At 68.2% G+C, this 18,440-nt stretch carries 17 protein-coding genes; 3 read left to right on the top strand and 14 right to left on the bottom strand.

Features of this window, described 5'->3' with window-relative positions:
* Positions 1-28: 28 nt before the first annotated feature.
* From OG405_RS04765 to OG405_RS04735, 7 genes are all read right to left on the bottom strand, one after another.
* Positions 29-334 carry a DUF2469 domain-containing protein gene (locus OG405_RS04765; protein WP_011210678.1) on the bottom strand — a complete coding sequence of 102 codons (306 nt, stop codon included), beginning with the start codon at positions 332-334 and terminating at the stop codon, positions 29-31.
* Between the two features lie 138 nt (positions 335-472).
* Positions 473-1,216, bottom strand: coding sequence for a ribonuclease HII (locus OG405_RS04760; RefSeq protein ID WP_327150418.1), 744 nt, complete (start codon positions 1,214-1,216; stop codon positions 473-475).
* Between the two features lie 149 nt (positions 1,217-1,365).
* Entirely contained in the window at positions 1,366-2,148 is a 783-nt protein-coding gene (gene lepB / locus OG405_RS04755) for a signal peptidase I (RefSeq protein ID WP_327150417.1), read from the bottom strand.
* Positions 2,149-2,261: 113 nt separating this feature from the next.
* Positions 2,262-2,603 carry a 50S ribosomal protein L19 gene (rplS, locus tag OG405_RS04750; protein ID WP_030521783.1) on the bottom strand — a complete coding sequence of 114 codons (342 nt, stop codon included), beginning with the start codon at positions 2,601-2,603 and terminating at the stop codon, positions 2,262-2,264.
* A 122-nt stretch (positions 2,604-2,725) separates the two neighbouring features.
* Complete coding sequence (locus tag OG405_RS04745; RefSeq protein ID WP_327150416.1) at positions 2,726-3,658, bottom strand: hypothetical protein; 933 nt, start codon at positions 3,656-3,658, stop codon at positions 2,726-2,728.
* Between the two features lie 24 nt (positions 3,659-3,682).
* A complete protein-coding gene (locus tag OG405_RS04740) occupies positions 3,683-6,217 on the bottom strand; it encodes a Tex family protein (RefSeq protein ID WP_327152207.1) in 2,535 nt (844 codons plus the stop codon).
* Positions 6,218-6,338: 121 nt separating this feature from the next.
* Positions 6,339-7,964: an AMP-binding protein gene (locus tag OG405_RS04735; RefSeq protein ID WP_327150415.1), complete on the bottom strand. Its 1,626-nt coding sequence runs from the start codon at positions 7,962-7,964 to the stop codon at positions 6,339-6,341.
* Between the two features lie 89 nt (positions 7,965-8,053).
* Between OG405_RS04735 and OG405_RS04730 the strand changes: the two genes are divergently transcribed.
* Positions 8,054-8,908, top strand: coding sequence for a helix-turn-helix transcriptional regulator (locus OG405_RS04730; protein WP_327150414.1), 855 nt, complete (start codon positions 8,054-8,056; stop codon positions 8,906-8,908).
* Between the two features lie 23 nt (positions 8,909-8,931).
* Entirely contained in the window at positions 8,932-9,084 is a 153-nt protein-coding gene (locus OG405_RS04725; protein ID WP_327150413.1) for a hypothetical protein, read from the top strand.
* Here OG405_RS04725 and trmD read toward each other — a convergent pair.
* Genes trmD through rpsP form a run of 4 tightly spaced genes read right to left on the bottom strand, consistent with a single transcriptional unit; the run spans position 9,081 to position 11,003 of the window.
* A complete protein-coding gene (gene trmD / locus OG405_RS04720) occupies positions 9,081-9,773 on the bottom strand; it encodes a tRNA (guanosine(37)-N1)-methyltransferase TrmD (protein ID WP_327150412.1) in 693 nt (230 codons plus the stop codon). The two genes, OG405_RS04725 and trmD, sit on opposite strands and share 4 nt — an antisense overlap.
* Before the next feature lie 13 nt (positions 9,774-9,786).
* Complete coding sequence (gene rimM, locus OG405_RS04715) at positions 9,787-10,317, bottom strand: ribosome maturation factor RimM (protein ID WP_327150411.1); 531 nt, start codon at positions 10,315-10,317, stop codon at positions 9,787-9,789.
* Positions 10,318-10,560, bottom strand: coding sequence for an RNA-binding protein (locus OG405_RS04710; RefSeq protein ID WP_327150410.1), 243 nt, complete (start codon positions 10,558-10,560; stop codon positions 10,318-10,320).
* Positions 10,560-11,003, bottom strand: coding sequence for a 30S ribosomal protein S16 (rpsP, locus tag OG405_RS04705; RefSeq protein ID WP_327150409.1), 444 nt, complete (start codon positions 11,001-11,003; stop codon positions 10,560-10,562). The genes OG405_RS04710 and rpsP overlap by 1 nt, the downstream gene beginning before the upstream one ends.
* A gap of 459 nt (positions 11,004-11,462) precedes the next feature.
* Here rpsP and OG405_RS04700 point away from each other — a divergent pair, with 459 nt between their 5' ends.
* Positions 11,463-13,328: a vWA domain-containing protein gene (locus tag OG405_RS04700; RefSeq protein WP_327150408.1), complete on the top strand. Its 1,866-nt coding sequence runs from the start codon at positions 11,463-11,465 to the stop codon at positions 13,326-13,328.
* A 111-nt stretch (positions 13,329-13,439) separates the two neighbouring features.
* On the opposite strand, the gene ffh is transcribed toward OG405_RS04700, so the two are convergent.
* From ffh to OG405_RS04685, 3 genes are all read right to left on the bottom strand, one after another.
* On the bottom strand, positions 13,440-14,999 hold the full coding sequence (gene ffh, locus OG405_RS04695) for a signal recognition particle protein (RefSeq protein WP_327150407.1): 1,560 nt from the start codon (positions 14,997-14,999) through the stop codon (positions 13,440-13,442).
* Between the two features lie 456 nt (positions 15,000-15,455).
* Positions 15,456-15,788 (bottom strand): hypothetical protein, encoded by a 333-nt coding sequence (locus OG405_RS04690; protein WP_327150406.1) that lies wholly within the window; start codon positions 15,786-15,788, stop codon positions 15,456-15,458.
* Between the two features lie 126 nt (positions 15,789-15,914).
* Positions 15,915-18,308 carry a [protein-PII] uridylyltransferase gene (locus tag OG405_RS04685; RefSeq protein WP_327152206.1) on the bottom strand — a complete coding sequence of 798 codons (2,394 nt, stop codon included), beginning with the start codon at positions 18,306-18,308 and terminating at the stop codon, positions 15,915-15,917.
* Positions 18,309-18,440: the final 132 nt, after the last annotated feature.

The raw sequence follows: 18,440 nt of genomic DNA, 5'->3' as shown, positions 1-18,440 counted from the left end.
AGCCCCGCGCGCCATCCGGCGCGGCGGCTCATTCCGGCAGGCGCAGGTCGGGTTTCTCCAGCTCTTCGATGTTCACGTCCTTGAAGGTGATCACCCGGACGTGTTTGACGAAGCGCGCGGGCCGGTACATATCCCACACCCACGCATCGCTCATCCGAACTTCGAAGTACACCTCACCGTCGGCGTTCTGCGGTCGTAGCTCCACCGAGTTGGCCAGATAGAAGCGGCGTTCGGTTTCCACCACGTACGAGAACTGACCGACGATGTCCTTGTACTCCCGGTAGAGCGAGAGCTCCATCTCGGTTTCGTATTTCTCGAGGTCCTCGGCACTCATCGGGTGGAACGTCCTCCTTCTCGCCGCCTTGCGTCTGCAGCTATCATCGCTCATCGTCCCAGGGCATGTCACCGTGGGCCGGGCCGCACTGCGCCGGTGCGCTGCGCGACGGGCCGTGACCGGCCGCGCAGGCCCCGGTCAGGCGGCGCCGCCGGTATCGGCGGTGGCGAATGCCAGGGATTCGGCCCCCGCGGGTACGGGCGCGCCGCATTCGCGCACCGTACGCCACGACCGGCGATGTTCCGGGCACGGGCCGAGCCGGCGCAGCGCTTCGAGGTGCTGTGTGGTGTTGTAGCCCTTGTGCTCGGCGAATCCGTAGCCCGGCCGGCGCTGATCGAGTTCGACCATCATCCGGTCCCGGGTGACCTTGGCCAGCACACTGGCCGCCGCTATACAGGCGGCGCTGGCGTCGCCACCGATCACCGGCAGCGACGGCACCGCCAGCCCCGGCACCCGGAAACCGTCGGTGAGCACATAACCCGGCGAACAATCCAGGCCCGCGACCGCGCGGCGCATACCTTCGATGTTGGCGACGTGGATTCCGATGGCGTCGATCTCCGCGGCCGGGATCACCACCACCTTCCAGGCCAGAGCCAGCCGCTTGATCACCGGGAACAGTGATTCACGGGCCGACTCGGTCAACTTCTTGGAGTCGTTGAGTCCGGCCAGCGCAGTCGACGCTTTCGGCGCGAGCACGCACGCGGCGACCACCAGGGGCCCGGCACTCGGGCCGCGCCCTGCCTCGTCCACACCGGCGACCGGCCCCAGGCCGCTGCGGATCAGCGCCGAATCCAGCGTCCGCAGACCGGCGGCCCTGCGTACCACGACACGTGGCGGCCAACTGCCGACTCGCCCCGAGCCGGCTCGGTTACTTCGTGTCACTGGCCACCTCGCGACAGATGATCGGAACCACGGCCCGATTATCGCGCACCGGGTCGAACGCAGTACCGGTAGGGGCCGATCGAACGGCTTGTCCGGCAAGGCGATCGGCGGCGCGGGAAACCGGGTGCCGACGTGCGACCACGGCTCGACTATTGCGGATCCTGCGAGGTGACCGGACCGATACGGCCGGGCGGCCAGATCTTGAAGACGGCTTTACCGCGAACATTCTCGATGGGGACGGTGCCCTGCAGATCATCGCCGACATGAGCGCGGGAATCGCGGGATTCATTGCGGTTGTCACCCATCACCCACAGATGACCCGGCGGAACCAGTACCGGTCCGAAGACCCGGCCGACCGGATAGGCGGCGTTCTGCTGACCCTGCACCCACGGGTAGTCGTCGGCGACGTAGGGCTCGTCCAGCGGTTTACCGTCCACCATGACCCGGCCCTGGTCATCGCAGCACTCCACGGTCTGTCCACCGACCGCGATCACCCGCTTCACCAGGTCGTTCTCATCCGGTGGTACGAGGCCGAAGAAGGCGAAGAAGTTCTGGATTCCGCGGACCGCGGGATTCTCCGACCGGATGGAGACGTAGTGATCGTTCCAGGACGGCGGTCCCACGAACACGACGACATCACCGGGTTTCGGATCACTCCAGTAATAGCTCACCTTCTGCACGTAGATCCGGTCGCCGGTACAGCCGGCGCAGCCGTGCAGGGTGGGTTCCATGGACTGGGAGGGGATGACATAGGGACGGCCGACGAAGGTGACCATGAGAGCGGCGATGATCGCCGCGATGACGAGCAGGATGGGAAGTTCCTGCCAGAACGGGCGCTGCCGCTTCGCTTTTACCTGCTTTCGCGCACGACGCCTTCTCGGCGGTTCGTCCCTGGATCCGGATCCGGAAACCGACCAACTCTCATCTGCCACGCGAACAGCGTAGCCCGGTGCCACAACGGAATCGTGGCACCGGGCTACATATGCCGTTCGCCGAGGTCACCGGCGCGCACCGGGGTGCACGGGCGTCGGCGGTCAGCGAAGGGTCAGCGCTTTTCCTTGATCTTGGCGGCCTTACCGCGGAGCTCCCGCAGGTAGTACAGCTTGGCGCGGCGGACATCACCGCGGGTCACCACATCGATGTGATCGATGGTGGGGCTGTGCACCGGAAAGGTGCGCTCCACACCGACACCGAACGACACCTTGCGCACGGTGAAGGTCTCGCGGATACCGCCGCCCTGGCGTCGGATGACGACGCCCTTGAAGACCTGGATGCGTTCTTTGGAGCCCTCGATGACCTTCACGTGCACATTGAGGGTGTCGCCCGGCCGGAAGTCGGGGACGTCGCTGCGCAGCGAGCTCTCGTCGACGAAATCAAGGGTGTTCATGATCATCCTTCTGATGGTCGCGCGAACAGAGGAACCTGGCGGCGCGGATGCTCGACCGGTTCGTGTTCCGAATGTGGGATGCGCCCGGGACGTACCCAGGGCAACCTGTGCATTGTGCCAGATCAGGGGTCGCTTTCGGAAACCGGCCCCGATCGGCTCGCCGCCTCGGCGGTCGACTCGGGCCGGTCGTGCGGCCACAGGTGCAATTCCTCCAACAGCGGGTGGTGCCGCACCGGCGGTGGTGGAGCCGGTTTCACCTTACGCGTCAGCTCCGCTTCGGCCGCAGATCGCACGTGGTCGACGTCCGGACTCCCGGCGATCAGGTCCTGGACGAAGATCTTGGCCCGGATCACCGGGCGGCGGTATCGGCGTTCCCGCACGATGGCGCGGTACATGAGGCGCCGGCGGCTGCCGTAGCGCCAGCGCGCCCACGGCGCACCCGGACGGCTGAGCCGCAGCGCGCCGACCACCAGCAGCGGCAGGAAGAACATGCCGAACAACCCGGTCCAGATCTTGCCCTTGGCGATCACCACGGCGGCCAGCCCCAGATTCACCACCGCGAACCCGGCGACCAGCACCCGCGTCCCTATCCCGGGCTGATGCCGCACACCGTTGATCTCCAGCAGCCACAGCGGGTGGAATCCGAGCAGCAGCAGGCCGGTGACCGCCAGGGCGACGAACACAGCGTCGACCGAGGTCCGGCCCTGCTTTTCCCAGTACACATCGCGCAGGTAGTACAGGAGCGCGAACTCGTCGAGCACGAGGGCGGCCCCGACTCCGAAGGTGGCGGCCAGCACCGCGGCCGTCGCGGTGCTGTTGTCGACGCCCACGGCGATCATCCCTATTCCGGAGATCAGCACCAGCACCACGCCGAACACCATGTGGTGGATGTGCACACCGCCGGATTTCAGGTTGCCGGGCCACCAGCGCACCTGTGCCCGGATCAGCCGGACGCTGACCCGGATGACCAGGAATCCGACGATGAAGCCGAACAGGAAACACAGCAGCGGGAGCCGGCCCGCGGCGATCACGTCCTCGGACAGCCACTGCCGCATACCGGCCCCCGAATCAGCTGTTGGTCACTTCCGGAAACCCGCCCGCCGCAACGCGTCGGCCATGGCACCGTTCACCGGAGCATTATCGCGCCGGCCGTCCCGGCTCTGCCCGCGATTTCGTTCCTGACCGCTACCGGCGCCACGATTACCACCATTGCCCTGGCCCTGGCCTTGACCACCGGCCTGACCACCGCGGTTCTTGTCGTTGCGACCTCGAGTCCGGCCGCCCCAGTCACCACCACCGCCGCCCCGTTCGCTACCGCCGCCTCGTTCGCTGCCGCCGGCGCCACCACCGCGGGCGCCGCCGTCACGACCGCCCTGGCCGCGGCCGCGGTCTCCGGGGCCCTGGGCCCGTTCGGGTTTACCTGTGCCCGGTTCGTCGTCGAGCCGTAGCGACAATCCGATCCGCTGGCGCGCGATATCGACCTCGAGCACCTTGACCTTGACCACGTCGCCGGATTTGACCACTTCGCGGGGGTCGCGCACGAAATTGCGGGACATGGCGGAGACATGCACCAGGCCGTCCTGATGGACACCGACGTCGACGAAGGCACCGAACGCGGCGACGTTGGTGACGACTCCCTCCAGCACCATCCCCGGTTCCAGATCGGCGACCTTCTCGATGCCCGCCGCGAATTCCGCGGTCTTGAACTCCGGACGCGGGTCGCGGCCGGGCTTCTCCAATTCGCTGATGATGTCGGTGACGGTGGGGACACCGAATTTCTCATCGGTGAAATCGGCCGGGCGCAACGTGCGCAGGACCGTGCCGTTGCCGATCACCTCGGCGATCCCGCTGCCGGTGGTCTCGAGGATCCGGCGCACTACCGGATAGGCCTCCGGGTGCACCGCCGAAGTGTCGAGCGGATCCTCGCCGCCACGGATCCGCAGGAAGCCCGCGCACTGTTCGAACGCCTTCGGGCCCAGTCGAGGCACGTCCAGCAGCGCGGTCCGGCTGCGGAAGGGCCCGTTCTGATCCCGGTGCGCGACAATGCTCTCCGCGACCGATCCGGTAACACCGGAGACCCGCGACAGCAGCGGTACGGAGGCGGTGTTCACATCGACGCCGACCGCGTTCACGGCGTCCTCCACCACCGCGCCCAGAGATCGGGCCAGCAGTGTCTCCGAGACATCGTGCTGATACTGACCGACGCCGATCGATTTCGGTTCGATCTTGACCAGTTCGGCCAGCGGATCCTGCAACCGGCGCGCGATCGAGACCGCACCGCGCAGCGAAACGTCCATATCGGGCAATTCTTGCGAGGCGTACGCCGAGGCCGAGTACACCGAGGCTCCCGCCTCGGAGACCACGATCTTGGTCGGTTTGTTCTCCGGGATCCGTTCGATGAGTTGCGCGGCGAGCGCGTCGGTCTCCCGGGACGCCGTCCCGTTGCCGATGGCGATGAGCTCGACACCGAACCGTGCGACCAGGGCGCCGAGCACGGCCAGCGATTTCTCGGTCTGGTTCTGCGGTTTGTGTGGGTACACCACCTCGGTCGCCACCGCCTTTCCGGTGCCGTCCACCACCGCGACCTTGACACCGGTTCGGTAGCCCGGGTCCAGACCCATGGTGGTGCGGGTTCCGGCAGGGGCTGCCAGCAGCAGATCGCGCAGGTTGGTGGCGAATACGTCGACCGCGTCGCGTTCGGCGGCCTGACGCAGGCGCATCCGGGTGTCGATGCCCAGGCTCACCTGGAGCTTGGTCCGCCAGGCCCAGCGCACCGCATCGAGCAACCAGCCGTCGGCGGCGCGCCCGGCGTCGGCGATCGAGAAGCGCTGTGCGATCCGGGCTTCGTAGAGACTGCGTTCGCCGGGCGCGAGTTCGGAATCGGCGGGTTCGGGGTCGAGGTGCAGGCTGAGCACCTCTTCCTTCTCACCTCGCAGCAGCGCCAGAATGCGATGGGAGGGCAGGCTCGCGAACTCTTCGCCGAATTCGAAGTAATCGGCGAACTTCGCTCCGGTTTCTTCCTTACCGGCACGCACGGTCGCGGTGACACGTCCCCGGTTCCACATGAGTTCGCGGAGTTCGCCCACCAGATCGGCGTCTTCGGCGAAGCGCTCGACCAGGATGGCCCGTGCGCCCTCGAGTTGTTCGGCGGAGTACCCGGCCGGATCGGTATCCGGGTCGCCGAGCAGGGCGGCCGCGACGGGCTCGTGTCCTGCTTCACGCGCGATCTGAGCCTTGGTGCGGCGCTTGGGTTTATAGGGCAGGTAAATGTCCTCGAGCCGTGCCTTGGTCTCGGCCAGCACCAATTGCCGGTGCAGTGCCTCGTCGAGTTTGCCCTGGCCACGGATGGATTCGATGATGGTGTCGCGACGTTCGTCGAGTTCGCGCAGATAGTGCAGGCGTTCCTCGAGCGTGCGCAGTTGCGCGTCGTCCAAACCACCGGTGACCTCTTTGCGGTACCGCGCGATGAACGGGACGGTCGAACCGGCGTCCAATAGTTCGACGGCAGCCCGGACCTGGTTCTCCCGCACCGAGAGTTCGTCGGCGATACGCCGGCTGACGGGACCGGACACCACCGGGCCGGTACCGGGGTCTCGAGGAGAGTCGGTGGGGATGGTCTCGGGGTCCGAGGTCTCTGGCACTGTCGTCACCTCCCGCACACTACAGTCGCTCGGCGACAGCCGGCCCACGCCCAGGCCCGGGCTCGCCCCCCGGCCGGGCCCGGTCGAGCCGTGCCTATCCGGCGTCGCGGCCCTGCTGCCGCAGCAGGAACCGTTGGACCTTGCCGCTGGGGGTCTTGGGGAGCGCGGCGACGAAATGCACCCGGCGCGGATAAGCGTGCGCGGCGAACTTCTCCTTCACGAGAGTTTGCAGTTCGGCTTCCAGTTCACCGGTCCCGGCCACCTCACCACGCAGCACCACGAACGCCTCCAGGACTTCGCCGCGCAACGTGTCCGGAAGACCGACGACCGCCGCTTCGGCGACATCGTCGTGCAGTACCAGCACGCTCTCGACATCGAAGGGGCCGATCCGGTACCCGGCCATGATGATCACATCGTCGTCGCGGGCCGAGAAGTGGAAATACCCGTCGGCATCGCGCGAACCGGCATCGCCGGTGAGATACCAGCGGCCGTCGGCGGTATAGCGCCGCGCGGTCTGCTCCGGTGCGTCCAGATAGCCGAGGAACCACAGCAGGGCGCTGCGCTCGGCGTCGACGGCGATGCGGCCCAATTCCCCGACCGGTGCTTCGGTATCCGAGTCGTCGGACAGGACAGTGCACTCCCATCCGGGGAGTGACCGGCCCATGGAACCCGCGGGGGCGGCGATATCCAGGTCGTCGTGCCAGGCGTTGCAGATGACCATGCCGTGTTCGGTCTGCCCGTAATGATCTCGGACGGCGACACCGAGATGTTCCCGGGACCAGGCCACCACCTCGGGGGTCAGCGGCTCCCCCGCCGAGGATGCGCGGCGCAGCCGTACCGGATTGCCCGGCGCGGCTGCGCGCAGTGCTCGGTAGACGGTGGGGGCGGCCGCGAAGTTGGTGACACCGAACCGTTCCAGGACCTGCCAGGTCAGTGCCGGGGAGAACCCGGCGTGCAGCAGCAAGCTGCGGGTGCCGGAGGCCAACGGACCGAGAATCGCGTAGTAGAGACCGTAGGCCCAGCCGGGATCTGCGGCGTTCCAGAAGACGTCGCCGGGGCGGACGTCGAGCGCGAACTCCTGATAGGCGTGGAACGAGGCCAGGGCCCGGACCGGGATCGGTACCCCTTTCGGGGTGCCGGTGGTACCACTAGTGAACAGCTGCACGAGTAGTCCGTCGCCGCCCACCGCGACCGGCGGTTCGGTATCGGTTCCGTCTACCACCAGTTCGTCCATCCGCAACGCGCCCCGGACGTCGGTTTCACCGGTGACGATGATGCGCCAGGGCGGGTCGGCAGGCATATCCGCGCCCGGGGTCAGCTTGCCGGCCTGGTCCGGATCGGCGACCACGATCGACGCTCCGGACGCATGCAACCGGAAGGCGATGGCAGGGGCGGCGAACGCCGTGAACAGAGGGACGTGCACAGCACCGCGCCGCCAGATCCCGAGCAGTACGACCACCAGGTCCACCGATTTCGCCATCAATGTCGCGACCTGATCGCCGGAGCCCACCCCGAGCCCGGCCAGCCCGGCGGCGAAGCGTTCGGACCGCGCGCGCAGTTCGCCGTAGGTGAGGTCGACCGCCGACAGATCGCTGTCGATCACGCTGAACGCCACCGCATCGGCTGGATGTCGGTCGCACAGCAACTCCGCCGCGCAGGCGTCGAAGCGGTCGTAGGTGTCCAGCAGTTCGCGCACCCGCACGTTGGGGTCTGCACCCATCTCGCATCTCCTCGGTCGTCCGGCCGGTATTGCCATAGGATGTAGGTCACACCAGGTCCGGCACTACCCCCGAAAAGGGGTGATAATCCATGCCCGCTCCCCCATCGCTGTTACGCCCCCGCGACGGTGACGCGTTACGCGCCGAGATCCGCCGGCTGGCGGGTACTGCCGGAGCGCCGGTGGTGTTCGGCGGTGAAGTCGACGCCGATACGCTGCGGTTGACCGAGTTCTCCGGCGTACGCACCAACGGCCTGCGTGGGCTGTCGGTGACGCGGGCGTCGGGGCTGGGTGGCCGGGTCGTCGATTCATGCCGACCCGCCTCGGTCTCCGACTACGGCAACGCGCTCTCGATCACCCACCACTACGACGGGCCGGTGCTCGGCGAAGGGATCAGGTCGGTCGTCGCGGTACCCGTGGTGGTGTCCGGTCGTTCACGTGCTGTGCTCTACGCGGCGACCCGAGGCGGCGGTCCCATCGGCGATCGCACCGCCGACGCGCTGGTACAGGCCGGGCGCCGGTTGGCCGCCGAGATCGGAGTCCGCGACGAGGTGGACCGGCGACTTCTCCTACTGGAAGCGGCCGCACCCACGCCCGCTATCGACGGTGCTGTGGCCGAGGAGGTGTGCGCGGTCCAGGCGGAACTGCGCGCCATCGCGGACGCGGCCGGCGACGAACGGATGCGGGACAGGTTGCGGGAGGTGGGTGAACGGCTGGACCGCGCCCTGGTCGGGAAACCCGCCGAGGGCGCACCCCGGCTGGCACCCCGGGAGATCGACGTACTGCTACAGGTAGCGCTGGGTTGTTCCAATCAGGAAGCGGCGCGACGGCTTTCACTGGGCCCCGAAACGGTCAAGAGCTATCTGCGCAGTGCGATGCGCAAACTCGACGTGCGTTCCCGGTACGAAGCCGTGGCCACCGCCCGCCGTCTCGGTGTGATTCCTTGACTCGCCGTATATCGCCGGTCCGGATGCCCGCGCTGCCCCTGGGCTCCGCCGATCCCGAAATCCCCGCCCGGTTCCACCTCGACCTGCTCGGCGGGAAAACTTTGTGGCGCAAGGAGAGCGGACGAGCCGCGTTCGGCCGCGTCACCACTGTGCCGCTCCCGGACCAGCAGACCTAAGGCCGATCCGCGTCGGGAAGCAGATCCGGGCGCCGTTCGCGGGTACGGATCAAGGACTGTTCCCGCCGCCAAGCCGCGATCCGGGCATGATCACCGGACAGCAGGATCGGCGGGACGTCGAGCCCCCGCCAGTTCACCGGGCGGGTGTAGCTGGGTCCTTCGAGCAACCCGTCGGAGAAAGAATCCTGTTCGTGAGATTGCCGGTTGCCGAGCACACCGGGGATCAACCGGACGATCGCCTCGGTCATCACGAGCACGGCCGCCTCGCCGCCGATCAGCACATAGTCGCCGATGCTGACCTCTTCGACGCGAACCCGGCGCGCCGCATCGTCGAACACGCGCTGATCGACGCCTTCGTAGCGGCCGCAGGCGAACACCAGGTGTTCTTCCCCGGCCCACCGCTGCGCGGTTTCCTGGGTGAAAGGCACACCGGCCGGGGTGGGCACCACGAGCAGAGCGTCGCCCGGACACACCTCGTCGAGCGCGTCACCCCACACCGCGGGTTTCATCACCATGCCGGGTCCACCACCGTAGGGCGAATCGTCGACGGATTTGTGTACATCATGGGTCCAACGCCGGAGATCGTGGACATCCACCGAGACGATGCCCTTGTCGATGGCTTTGCCCAGCAGCGCGGTGCGCAGCGGCTCCAGGTACTCCGGGAAGATGGTGACCACGTCGATCCTCATGACGCCGGCCACCTCATTCCGGATCCAGCAGGCCTTCGGGCGGGTCGATCACGATCAGCCGATCGGCGATCGAAACCGTGGGAACCATAGCGGTGACGAACGGCACGAGGATATCCCGTCCGTCCTCGGCGGCCCGGACCGAGAGCAGTTCACCGGCCGCCGAATGCAGCACCTCGGTGACGGTACCGACCACGGTCCCGTCGGTGAGCTGTACCCGCAGCCCCTCGAGTTCGTGGTCGTAGTACTCGTCCGGGTCCTCCGACGGCCCGAGGTCCGCACTGTCCACCAGGAACAGCGTGCCCCGCAGCGCATCGGCGGCGCTTCGGTCGGTCACCCCCGCCAGTTGCACCAGGAGCCGGCCCGAATGTTCCCGGGCCGACTCCACCGTGAAATCGCGGACCTCCGAGGACGATGCGCGTGCGGCGCGCCCGCGCAGGACAGCGCCGGGCGCGAAACGCGCCTCCGGTTCATCGGTGCGTACCTCGACGACCAGTTCGCCCCGCACACCGTGCGAGCGGGCGACCCGGCCCACGACGAGTTCCATCTACTGGTCGGTGTCGACCACGTCGACCCGGATACCCCGGCCGCCGATGCCGGCGACGAGGGTGCGCAGGGCGGTCGCGGTGCGGCCGCCCCGGCCGATGACCTTACCCAGATCATCGGGGTGGACGTGCACCTCGACGGTGCGCCCGCGGCGACCGGTGATCAGCTCGACACGGACGTCATCGGGATTGGCGACGATACCGCGAACCAGATGTTCCACGGCATCGGCGACGAGGACACTCATTACTCGGCGGCCTCAGCGGACTCGGTCGCCTCGGCGGCGTCCTCTTCCTTGTCCTTCTTGGCCTTCTTCTTGGGAGTCACGGCTTCGGCGGTCGGCTCGTTGTCGGCGGCGGCCAGCGCGGCGTTGAACAGGTCGAGCTTGGACGGCTTGGGCGCGGCGACCTTCAGGGTGCCCTCGGTGCCCGGCAGGCCCTTGAACTTCTGCCAGTCGCCGGTGATCTCCAGGAGCCGCTGTACCGGTTCGGTCGGCTGCGCGCCGACACCCAGCCAGTACTGCGCCCGCTCCGAGTCGATCTCGATCAGCGAGGGCTCTTCCTTGGGGTGGTACTTGCCGATGGACTCGATGGCCCGGCCGTCACGGCGGGTCCGGGCGTCCGCGACGACGACGCGGTACTGCGGGTTGCGGATCTTGCCCATACGGGTGAGCTTGATGCGAACAGCCATCTGCTGATCTGCCTTTCATAGTGGTCACGGCGCAATTCAGCGACTCACGCGGTATCGCGAGCCCGGTTTTGCGAATGAAGTGTGTGACCGCCGCGCGGTACGTGACCGGAGACGGGCTGACACTGTCCAGAAGGACGGTCGATCATTCTGCCAGACGCCGCGCCCGGCTCGGTAATCGCCTCCGGTCGAGCGGGTACATGTCCGTGCCTGCGCTGGCCCAGCAACTCCCGGGGCAGCAGAATCCCGAGCACGCCCGTCCACCCGCACCATCGCAGCGGGCTGCCGCTGAACCGGGGCGAACCCGTGCGGCTCGCTCGGGCCGGAACATCCGCACCTAGGCCTCGCCAGCCCGAAACCGGGCATCCCCGGCATCGGATGGCACCCACCCGGTCTGCTGCGTAGAGTCCCGCAGGATCGTGCCCATTCGTGTGGGACAGCAGTGAACGGGAGGCCCACCGCGTGCAGTTTTCGAGCCGAGCCCTCGGGGCGATAGCCGCGGCGGTGATCGGCCTTGTACCGGCCGCAGCGCCCGCGGTCGCGCAGCAATCGCCACAGCAGGGAACCGAGTACGCGCCGACGATGCTGGTGCTGGACGCGTCGGGGTCGATGCTGGCGCCCGACCCCAGCGGCGGCACCAAGATGGACGCGGCGAAGAACGCCGTCCGCAGTTTCGTCGCCGCGGCGCCGAGCACGGCGGAGGTCGGCCTCACGGCGTACGGAACGGCCACCGGGTCCTCGGACGCGGAGCAGGCCGCGGGCTGCCAGGACGTCAACGTGCTGCACCCGGCTCGGACCATCGACAAACCGGCGTTGACCGCGGCGACGGATGGGATCGTGCCACGCGGCTACACCCCCATCGGCACCTCGTTGCGAGCCGCGGCCGCGGCGCTGCCGCAGGAAGGTCCACGCTCGATCGTGCTGGTCTCCGACGGACTCGACACCTGCGCGCCACCGGACCCCTGTGATGTCGCGCGCGAGCTCAGCGCACAGGGCGCCGAGCTCGTCGTGCACGCGATCGGGTTCGGCGTCGACGATCCGTCCCGGGCACAGTTGACCTGTATCGCCCAGAGCACCGGCGGCACCTATACCGACGCTGTGGACGGTAAGACCCTCGAACAGGTACTGCCCCGGGTCAGCGCCGCAGCCCTGCGCACCTACGCCGCGGTCGGTACCCCGATCACGGGCACACCGGGGTACCAGGAGGCGCCGGTGGCCGCCCCCGGGCAGTACCTGGATGTGCTCGAGCGGAAGAACCCGCAGTACTACGCCGTCGACGTACCCGAGGGTGCGACCGCGTATTTCACCGGGACGGTCTCGTTCCCACGTCACGACGATTCCGTCACCTCTGTCGACAGGCTCGATCTCCGGGTCTACGGCGCCGACGGCCAGGATTGCCACAGCGAAGAGAGTCAGTTGGCCACCAGGACCGGCGACGGAGTCGCACTGACGGTCGGAAGTGTCTGGAATGGCGCGGCGAAGCCGAGTTCCGGTGGCGCGGACGCCGACGCGTGCACGGGTGGTGGCCGCTACTATTTCGCGCTGGAATGGGGCGAGGCCTCGGACAAGGCACCGGCACAGCTACCGGTCGAGCTGTCGGTGGGTGTGGAGCAGGCGGTCACCGATCCCGGTCCCACTGCCGCGCCCGCGGTGGAGTTCACCGCACCCGGCAGCACCACCGTGCCGATCGTCGGCGGCGGATCGTTCAATGTCGCCGCCGAGCTGCCCGGGACCGGACGCTACACCGACACCATGCAACGCGGTGAGTACGTGTTCTACCGGGTGAAACTCGACTGGGGCCAGGGCCTGGCCTACCGGGTACGGTTCGGCGCGACCCCGGAGCGCGGCAGCGAATACACCTCGAATATCGCCACCAAGCTCTACAACCCGTACCGGGCCGAAATCGACTCCGACACCATGGCCTATACCGGCAGCGAACAAACGCTGCCGTCCGACGACTCGGCGCTCGCGACCGCCCCGATCCGGTATCTCAACCGGGAAGCCGCCGACGCCGGGGTCGCCGGGCAGGCCGTGGCGGGCTGGTACTCCATCGCGGTCAAGCTGAGTCCGACGGAAAAGGTCGCGCCGGTGCCCATCGAACTGGAAGTCGATATCGTCGGCACACCGGAGTCCGGACCGCGTTACACAAATGATTCCGCGAGCGACGCGACCTTCGGCGAGAATTCCCACCCCCTTGCCTCCGAGGAGGCGAGCGATCAGTCCGACGGCATTTCGACGGTCGTCGGGATCGCCGTGGGGATCATCGCCGTCGTCCTCGTCGTCGCGGTGACGACGGTTGTCCTCGTGAGCCGCCGCCGCAGGCGCTGACCTCGCGCACGCGGTGAGTCCGGGCGCCGACACCCCCACAACCCACGGGAGTCGGCGTCCGGACTGTGTACGGACAGAGCGCGATATGACAGGTTCGGGACTATCGGCCGATTACTTGTCCGGGAACTTGAACTTGGAGAGATCGAAACCCTCCAGGCCCGGGGGCAACTGATCGAGGCCGGGCGGCATATTCGACAGATCGGGCATCCCACCACCGGGCAGGCCCGGCATCCCGGGGAAACCGCCCCGCATCTTCGGCTGAGTGGGTCCGCGACCGCCCTTTTTGCCCTTCTTGCCCTTCTGCTTCTTGTTGCGGCGGTTGGCGCCGGGCATCCCCATCTGACGGCCCATCATCGTCATCATCTTGCGGGCCTCGAAGAACCGGTCGACCAACTGGTTGACATCGGAGACCTGGACACCCGAGCCGTTGGCGATACGCAGCCGACGGGAGGCGTTGATGATCTTCGGATTATCCCGCTCGGCGGGGGTCATACCGCGGATGATCGCCTGCACCCGGTCGAGCTGCTTATCGTCGACCTGGGCGAGCACATCCTTCATCTGGCCGGCGCCCGGCAGCATCCCGAGTAGGTTCCCGATGGGACCCATCTTGCGAATGGCCAGCATCTGGTCGAGAAAATCCTCGAGGGTCAGCTCACCGCTGCCGATCTTGCGCGCCGCCTCCTCTGCCTGCTCCGCGTCGTAGACCTGTTCGGCCTGTTCGATGAGGGTGAGCACATCGCCCATACCGAGGATGCGGCTGGCCATCCGGTCGGGATGGAAGACATCGAAGTCCTCGAGCTTCTCCCCGGTGGAGGCGAACATGATCGGGGCGCCGGTGACATTACGGACGCTGAGCGCCGCGCCACCGCGGGCGTCGCCGTCGAGTTTGGTGAGCACCACGCCGGTGAAGCCGACACCGTCACGGAACGCCTCAGCGGTGGAGACCGCGTCCTGGCCGATCATGGCGTCGAGCACGAACAGGGTCTCGTCGGGTTTCACCGCATCGCGGATACCAGCCGCCTGCGCCATGAGTTCGGCGTCGATACCGAGCCGACCGGCGGTATCGACGATCACGACGTCGTACTGTTTGGCCCGCGCCTCGGCGATACCGGATTCGGCCACGACGACCGGATCGGCCGCGGTGATACCGAGCGCGTTCGCGCCGCCGCCGATCGAGGTGCCCGGATGCGGCGCGAAGACCGGGACACCGGCGCGCTCACCGACCACCTGCAGCTGGGTCACCGCACCGGGACGCTGCAGATCGCAGGCCACCAGCAACGGCTGATGCCCCTGGTCGCGTAGCCATTTGGCGAGCTTGCCGGCCAGTGTGGTCTTACCGGCGCCCTGCAGACCGGCGAGCATGATCACCGTCGGCGGAGTCTTCGCCAGCGTCAGCCGCCGGGTCTCCCCCCCGAGGATCCCCACGAGTTCCTCGTTGACGATCTTGACGACCTGCTGGGCCGGGTTGAGTGCGGCGGAGACCTCCGCGCCCTTGGCCCGCTCCTTGATCCGGGCAATGAAACCGCGGACCACCGGTAGCGCGACATCGGCTTCCAGCAGCGCCAGGCGGATCTCCCGGCAGGTGGCGTCGATATCGGCCGGCGACAGGCGTCCCTTACCGCGAAGATCCTTGAGGGCACCGGTCAACCGGTCGGATAGGGATTCGAACACCTGGTGCGCTCCTGATCTCGAGTGACGTCACTGAGTCCCAGGGTAATGGGCGTCCCAGAGTAGCGGGCCGCCCGGCGGGGCCGGGGCCCGCACCGGACTGCTCGCACACATCACCGGATACCGCAGCCGCGCAGCCGGCCCCTGAGCCGGGGCTCGCCCCTCGGTTCCGGAGCGTCGTAGCGACGAAACGCAGCAACCGACTGCGCGCCGCCGGCCATACAGAGAACGGCGACCACCGAACACTTACCGCCCCGCGCACCTACTCGGGCCGGTCGAGATGCGCGTCCGCACACACCTCACCTCGACTCCAGCTGGTCACCCGCCGAAGTCGGGGCCCGCCCCGATTCTGGAGCGACCAGAGGCAGAGGAAGGGAGCGCAGCGACCGACCGCCGGAGGCGACGCAATCGAACACAGTCACGACCCCGCGGCGCCGGAGGCAACGCAATCGAACACAGTCACGAGGGCTCCGACCCCGCGGTGTCGCCGATGAACTCAGCGGAGAACCCGCGGCGGTAATCGTGCTGTTCCACAGCAACCAGATAGGCCGCCTCACGCCCGGTCAGGCCGAGTTCGCGGGCGAGGGTGTCCAGCCGCGACCAGTCGTCGTCGGGCGGTAGCCCGTTGGTCGCTACGGCGGCGGCCACGGTCATCGCGGCCATCGCCTGGGGTTCGGTGAGTGTGCGCCCCGGTAACCAGGACACCACCCAATAGGCGTCACCTACACATCGGGCGATGTGCGGTGTCATATCGCTGGTCATGATCGACGAGGTCACCACTTGGATTGCCACCGACCTGCTCCCCTCATGAGCGCGACAGCTGACCACCCGAATGGTAGGGGCCCGATCCCCTACCGCCACCAACCCGCTGGCAAACGGTGAGCAATCGACGCGCAACGGTGACCTTGGTCTCGAGCGCTAGTTCTGCTCCGGCTCCAGCGGTTTGCGCGGAGCCGGTCGCGGAACCACCGCGAGGATCGCCGATTCGATCTCCGCGCGCCGGTCCGGACCGGTTCGCGCGCCCAGATCCACACAGAACACGTCCACCACGAACGACCCTCTCGTCACGACCTTCGCCCAGCGCACATCGGCACCCGCGGCCGCCAGCACCGCGGCCGAGCGGCAGAGCAGACCGATCCGGTCCTCGGCCCGCAACTGCAGGATCAGCTGTCCGGGCGTCGCGGTCTCGGCCCACAGCAGACGGGGCTCGGCCTGGGCATATCGCGCGGCGCCGAGCGTATCTCGCTCCCGCGCATCCAGGGCCGCCCGGACATCCAGGTCTCCGGCAGCGGCGCGTTTGATCTCCTGCCGCAGCAGACCCGCGTCCGGCGGACCGCCGAACGTGGGTGTGACGACGAAGGTGTTGACCGCCGACTCCCCCGCCCCGCCGACCGACGCCGACAGCACCCGCAGCGAATGCAAGGCCAGGACGCCCGCGGTATTCGACAGCAGCCCCGGCGTGTCCGGCGCGATCACGGTGACGATATGGGTGTATTTGCCCTCCCCCGGCACCAGTTCGACGTGTACACCGCCGACAATCGCGCGGGCCAGCAGTTCCTCGGGGATGGGCTCGGGTTCGGGGAGCTCCTCGCCCGCCATCACCGTACGGCAGCGCCGTACCAGTTCCCCGATCAGCGTGGACTTCCAATCACCCCATACCCCGGGCCCGGTGGCCAGCGAATCCGCCTCGGCCAGCGCGTGTAGCAGTTCCAGCCGCCGCGGATCGTTGTCCAGCGCAGCGACGACGTACTGCACGGTGTCGGGGTCCTCGATATCGCGGTGCGTGGCGACATCGGGCAACAGCAGATGATGGCGCACCATGGCGCTGAGGATGTCCACATCCGAGGGCCACAAGCCCATCCGGCGGCCGATCTGGGTGGCCAGTTCCGCGCCCACCGCGCAATGGTCCTCGACCCGGCCTTTGCCGATATCGTGCAGCAGCGCACCGAGCGCCAGCAGGTCCGGGCGGGCCACCCGGGTACTCAGGGCGCCGGCGTGAGCGACCGTCTCCACCGAATGCCGGTCCACGGTCCACACGTGTACCGCGTCCCGCGGCGGCAGATCCCGGACCGCGCCCCATTCCGGAAGCAGCCTGCCCCACAGACCGGTGCGATCCAATGCCTCTACCGCGTCGATCACCCCGCGACCCGCGCCGAGCAGCACCAGCAGATCGTTCAACGCGTCCTTGGGCCACGGTTCGCGTAGTTCCGGTGCGTCCTCGGACAGGCGGTTCAGGGTCGTCGCCGACATCGGCAGCCCGGTCTGGGCGGAAGCGGCGGCGACCCGCAGCACCAGCCCGGGGTCGCGCTGGGGCCGGGCGTCCCTGGCCAGCACCACTTCTCCGGCATGCTCGACCACACCTTCGTCCAGCGGCCGCCGCACCGGCATCCGCCGCAGCCGGGCCAGACCGCGGCGCGGCAGCGTGTTACCCGCGGTGCGCAGGCCCACATCCACCGAATACCCGACGGTGCGCGCCGCATCGCTGAGGGTGCGGGCCAGGTCGAATCGGTCGCCGATCCGCAGCGCGGCCCCGATCTCGTCGGCGTCCTGGGCGCGCAACTGGTCTCGGGCCCGGCCGGCGACCCGGTGCAGTTCGGTGCGCACATCCAGCAGCCGCCGATGGGCCTGGTCCAGACCGCCGCCCGGCGTGTCCGGGCCCAGCCCGGGCACGGCGTCGGTGAGTTGGGCGATGGCGAGCGCGTCCAGCAGCTGGATATCGCGCAGTCCCCCACGGCCGTTCTTCAGATCCGGTTCGCTCCGATGAGCGACCTGGCCGCTGCGTTCCCACCGCGCGCGGACACCGGTGACCAATTCGTCGAACCGGCCCCGGATCCCGCTGCGCCAGTCCTTGCGGATCCCGGTGACGACCCGGTCGCTGAGATCGGAGTTGCCGACGATGTGGCGCGCGTCGAGCATTCCGAGCGCGGCCACCAGATCGCCGGAGGCCACTTTCAGCGCATGCGGAACCGTGCGCACACTGTGGTCCAGTTTGATGTGGGCGTCCCACAGCGGATACCAGAGCCGATCGGCGATCTCGGCGACTCGCCGGGGGTCCATATCCTCGTGCAGCAGCACCAGATCCAGATCGGAGTACGGCAGCATTTCACGGCGGCCGAGCCCACCGACGGCCATGATCGCCAGACCGCTGTCCGGGGTGATCCCGACTTCGGCGCCCTTGCTGGTTAGCCACAGCTCGTATAGATCCACCAGGGCCGCGCGCAGCGATTCGGCGTCCAGCCGCGGATGCCGGGGCGCACCCCCGCCCAGCAGTTGATCCCGTGCCCGGACCAGCTCCGCGGCCCCCTGCGACAGGGCGGCCGGCTTCCGGGGCCGCTTACCGTGAGCCCGCCCGGGATCTCGATCCTGCCGGTTGTCTCCCAACGAAACCACCACCCGTTCACGCAGGCGACCCCGCCCCGACCGGAAACCGGTGGGAGCGGGGCC

It is taken from the genome of Nocardia sp. NBC_01329 (assembly GCF_035956715.1).
GTDB lineage: Bacteria > Actinomycetota > Actinomycetes > Mycobacteriales > Mycobacteriaceae > Nocardia.
Note: the sequence above shows the minus strand (reverse complement) of the source record. Positions and strands in the feature narration are given on the sequence as shown.

Bases quoted from the DNA above. Each gene is read 5' to 3' on its own strand.
- OG405_RS04765 (WP_011210678.1), bottom strand. From the start codon at position 334: ATGAGTGCCGAGGACCTCGAGAAATACGAAACCGAGATGGAGCTCTCG.
- rplS (WP_030521783.1), bottom strand. From the start codon at position 2,603: ATGAACACCCTTGATTTCGTCGACGAGAGCTCGCTGCGCAGCGACGTC.
- OG405_RS04745 (WP_327150416.1), bottom strand. From the start codon at position 3,658: ATGCGGCAGTGGCTGTCCGAGGACGTGATCGCCGCGGGCCGGCTCCCG.
- OG405_RS04735 (WP_327150415.1), bottom strand. From the start codon at position 7,964: ATGGGTGCAGACCCCAACGTGCGGGTGCGCGAACTGCTGGACACCTAC.
- OG405_RS04730 (WP_327150414.1), top strand. From the start codon at position 8,054: ATGCCCGCTCCCCCATCGCTGTTACGCCCCCGCGACGGTGACGCGTTA.
- OG405_RS04725 (WP_327150413.1), top strand. From the start codon at position 8,932: ATGCCCGCGCTGCCCCTGGGCTCCGCCGATCCCGAAATCCCCGCCCGG.
- trmD (WP_327150412.1), bottom strand. From the start codon at position 9,773: ATGAGGATCGACGTGGTCACCATCTTCCCGGAGTACCTGGAGCCGCTG.
- rimM (WP_327150411.1), bottom strand. From the start codon at position 10,317: ATGGAACTCGTCGTGGGCCGGGTCGCCCGCTCGCACGGTGTGCGGGGC.
- OG405_RS04710 (WP_327150410.1), bottom strand. From the start codon at position 10,560: ATGAGTGTCCTCGTCGCCGATGCCGTGGAACATCTGGTTCGCGGTATC.
- rpsP (WP_327150409.1), bottom strand. From the start codon at position 11,003: ATGGCTGTTCGCATCAAGCTCACCCGTATGGGCAAGATCCGCAACCCG.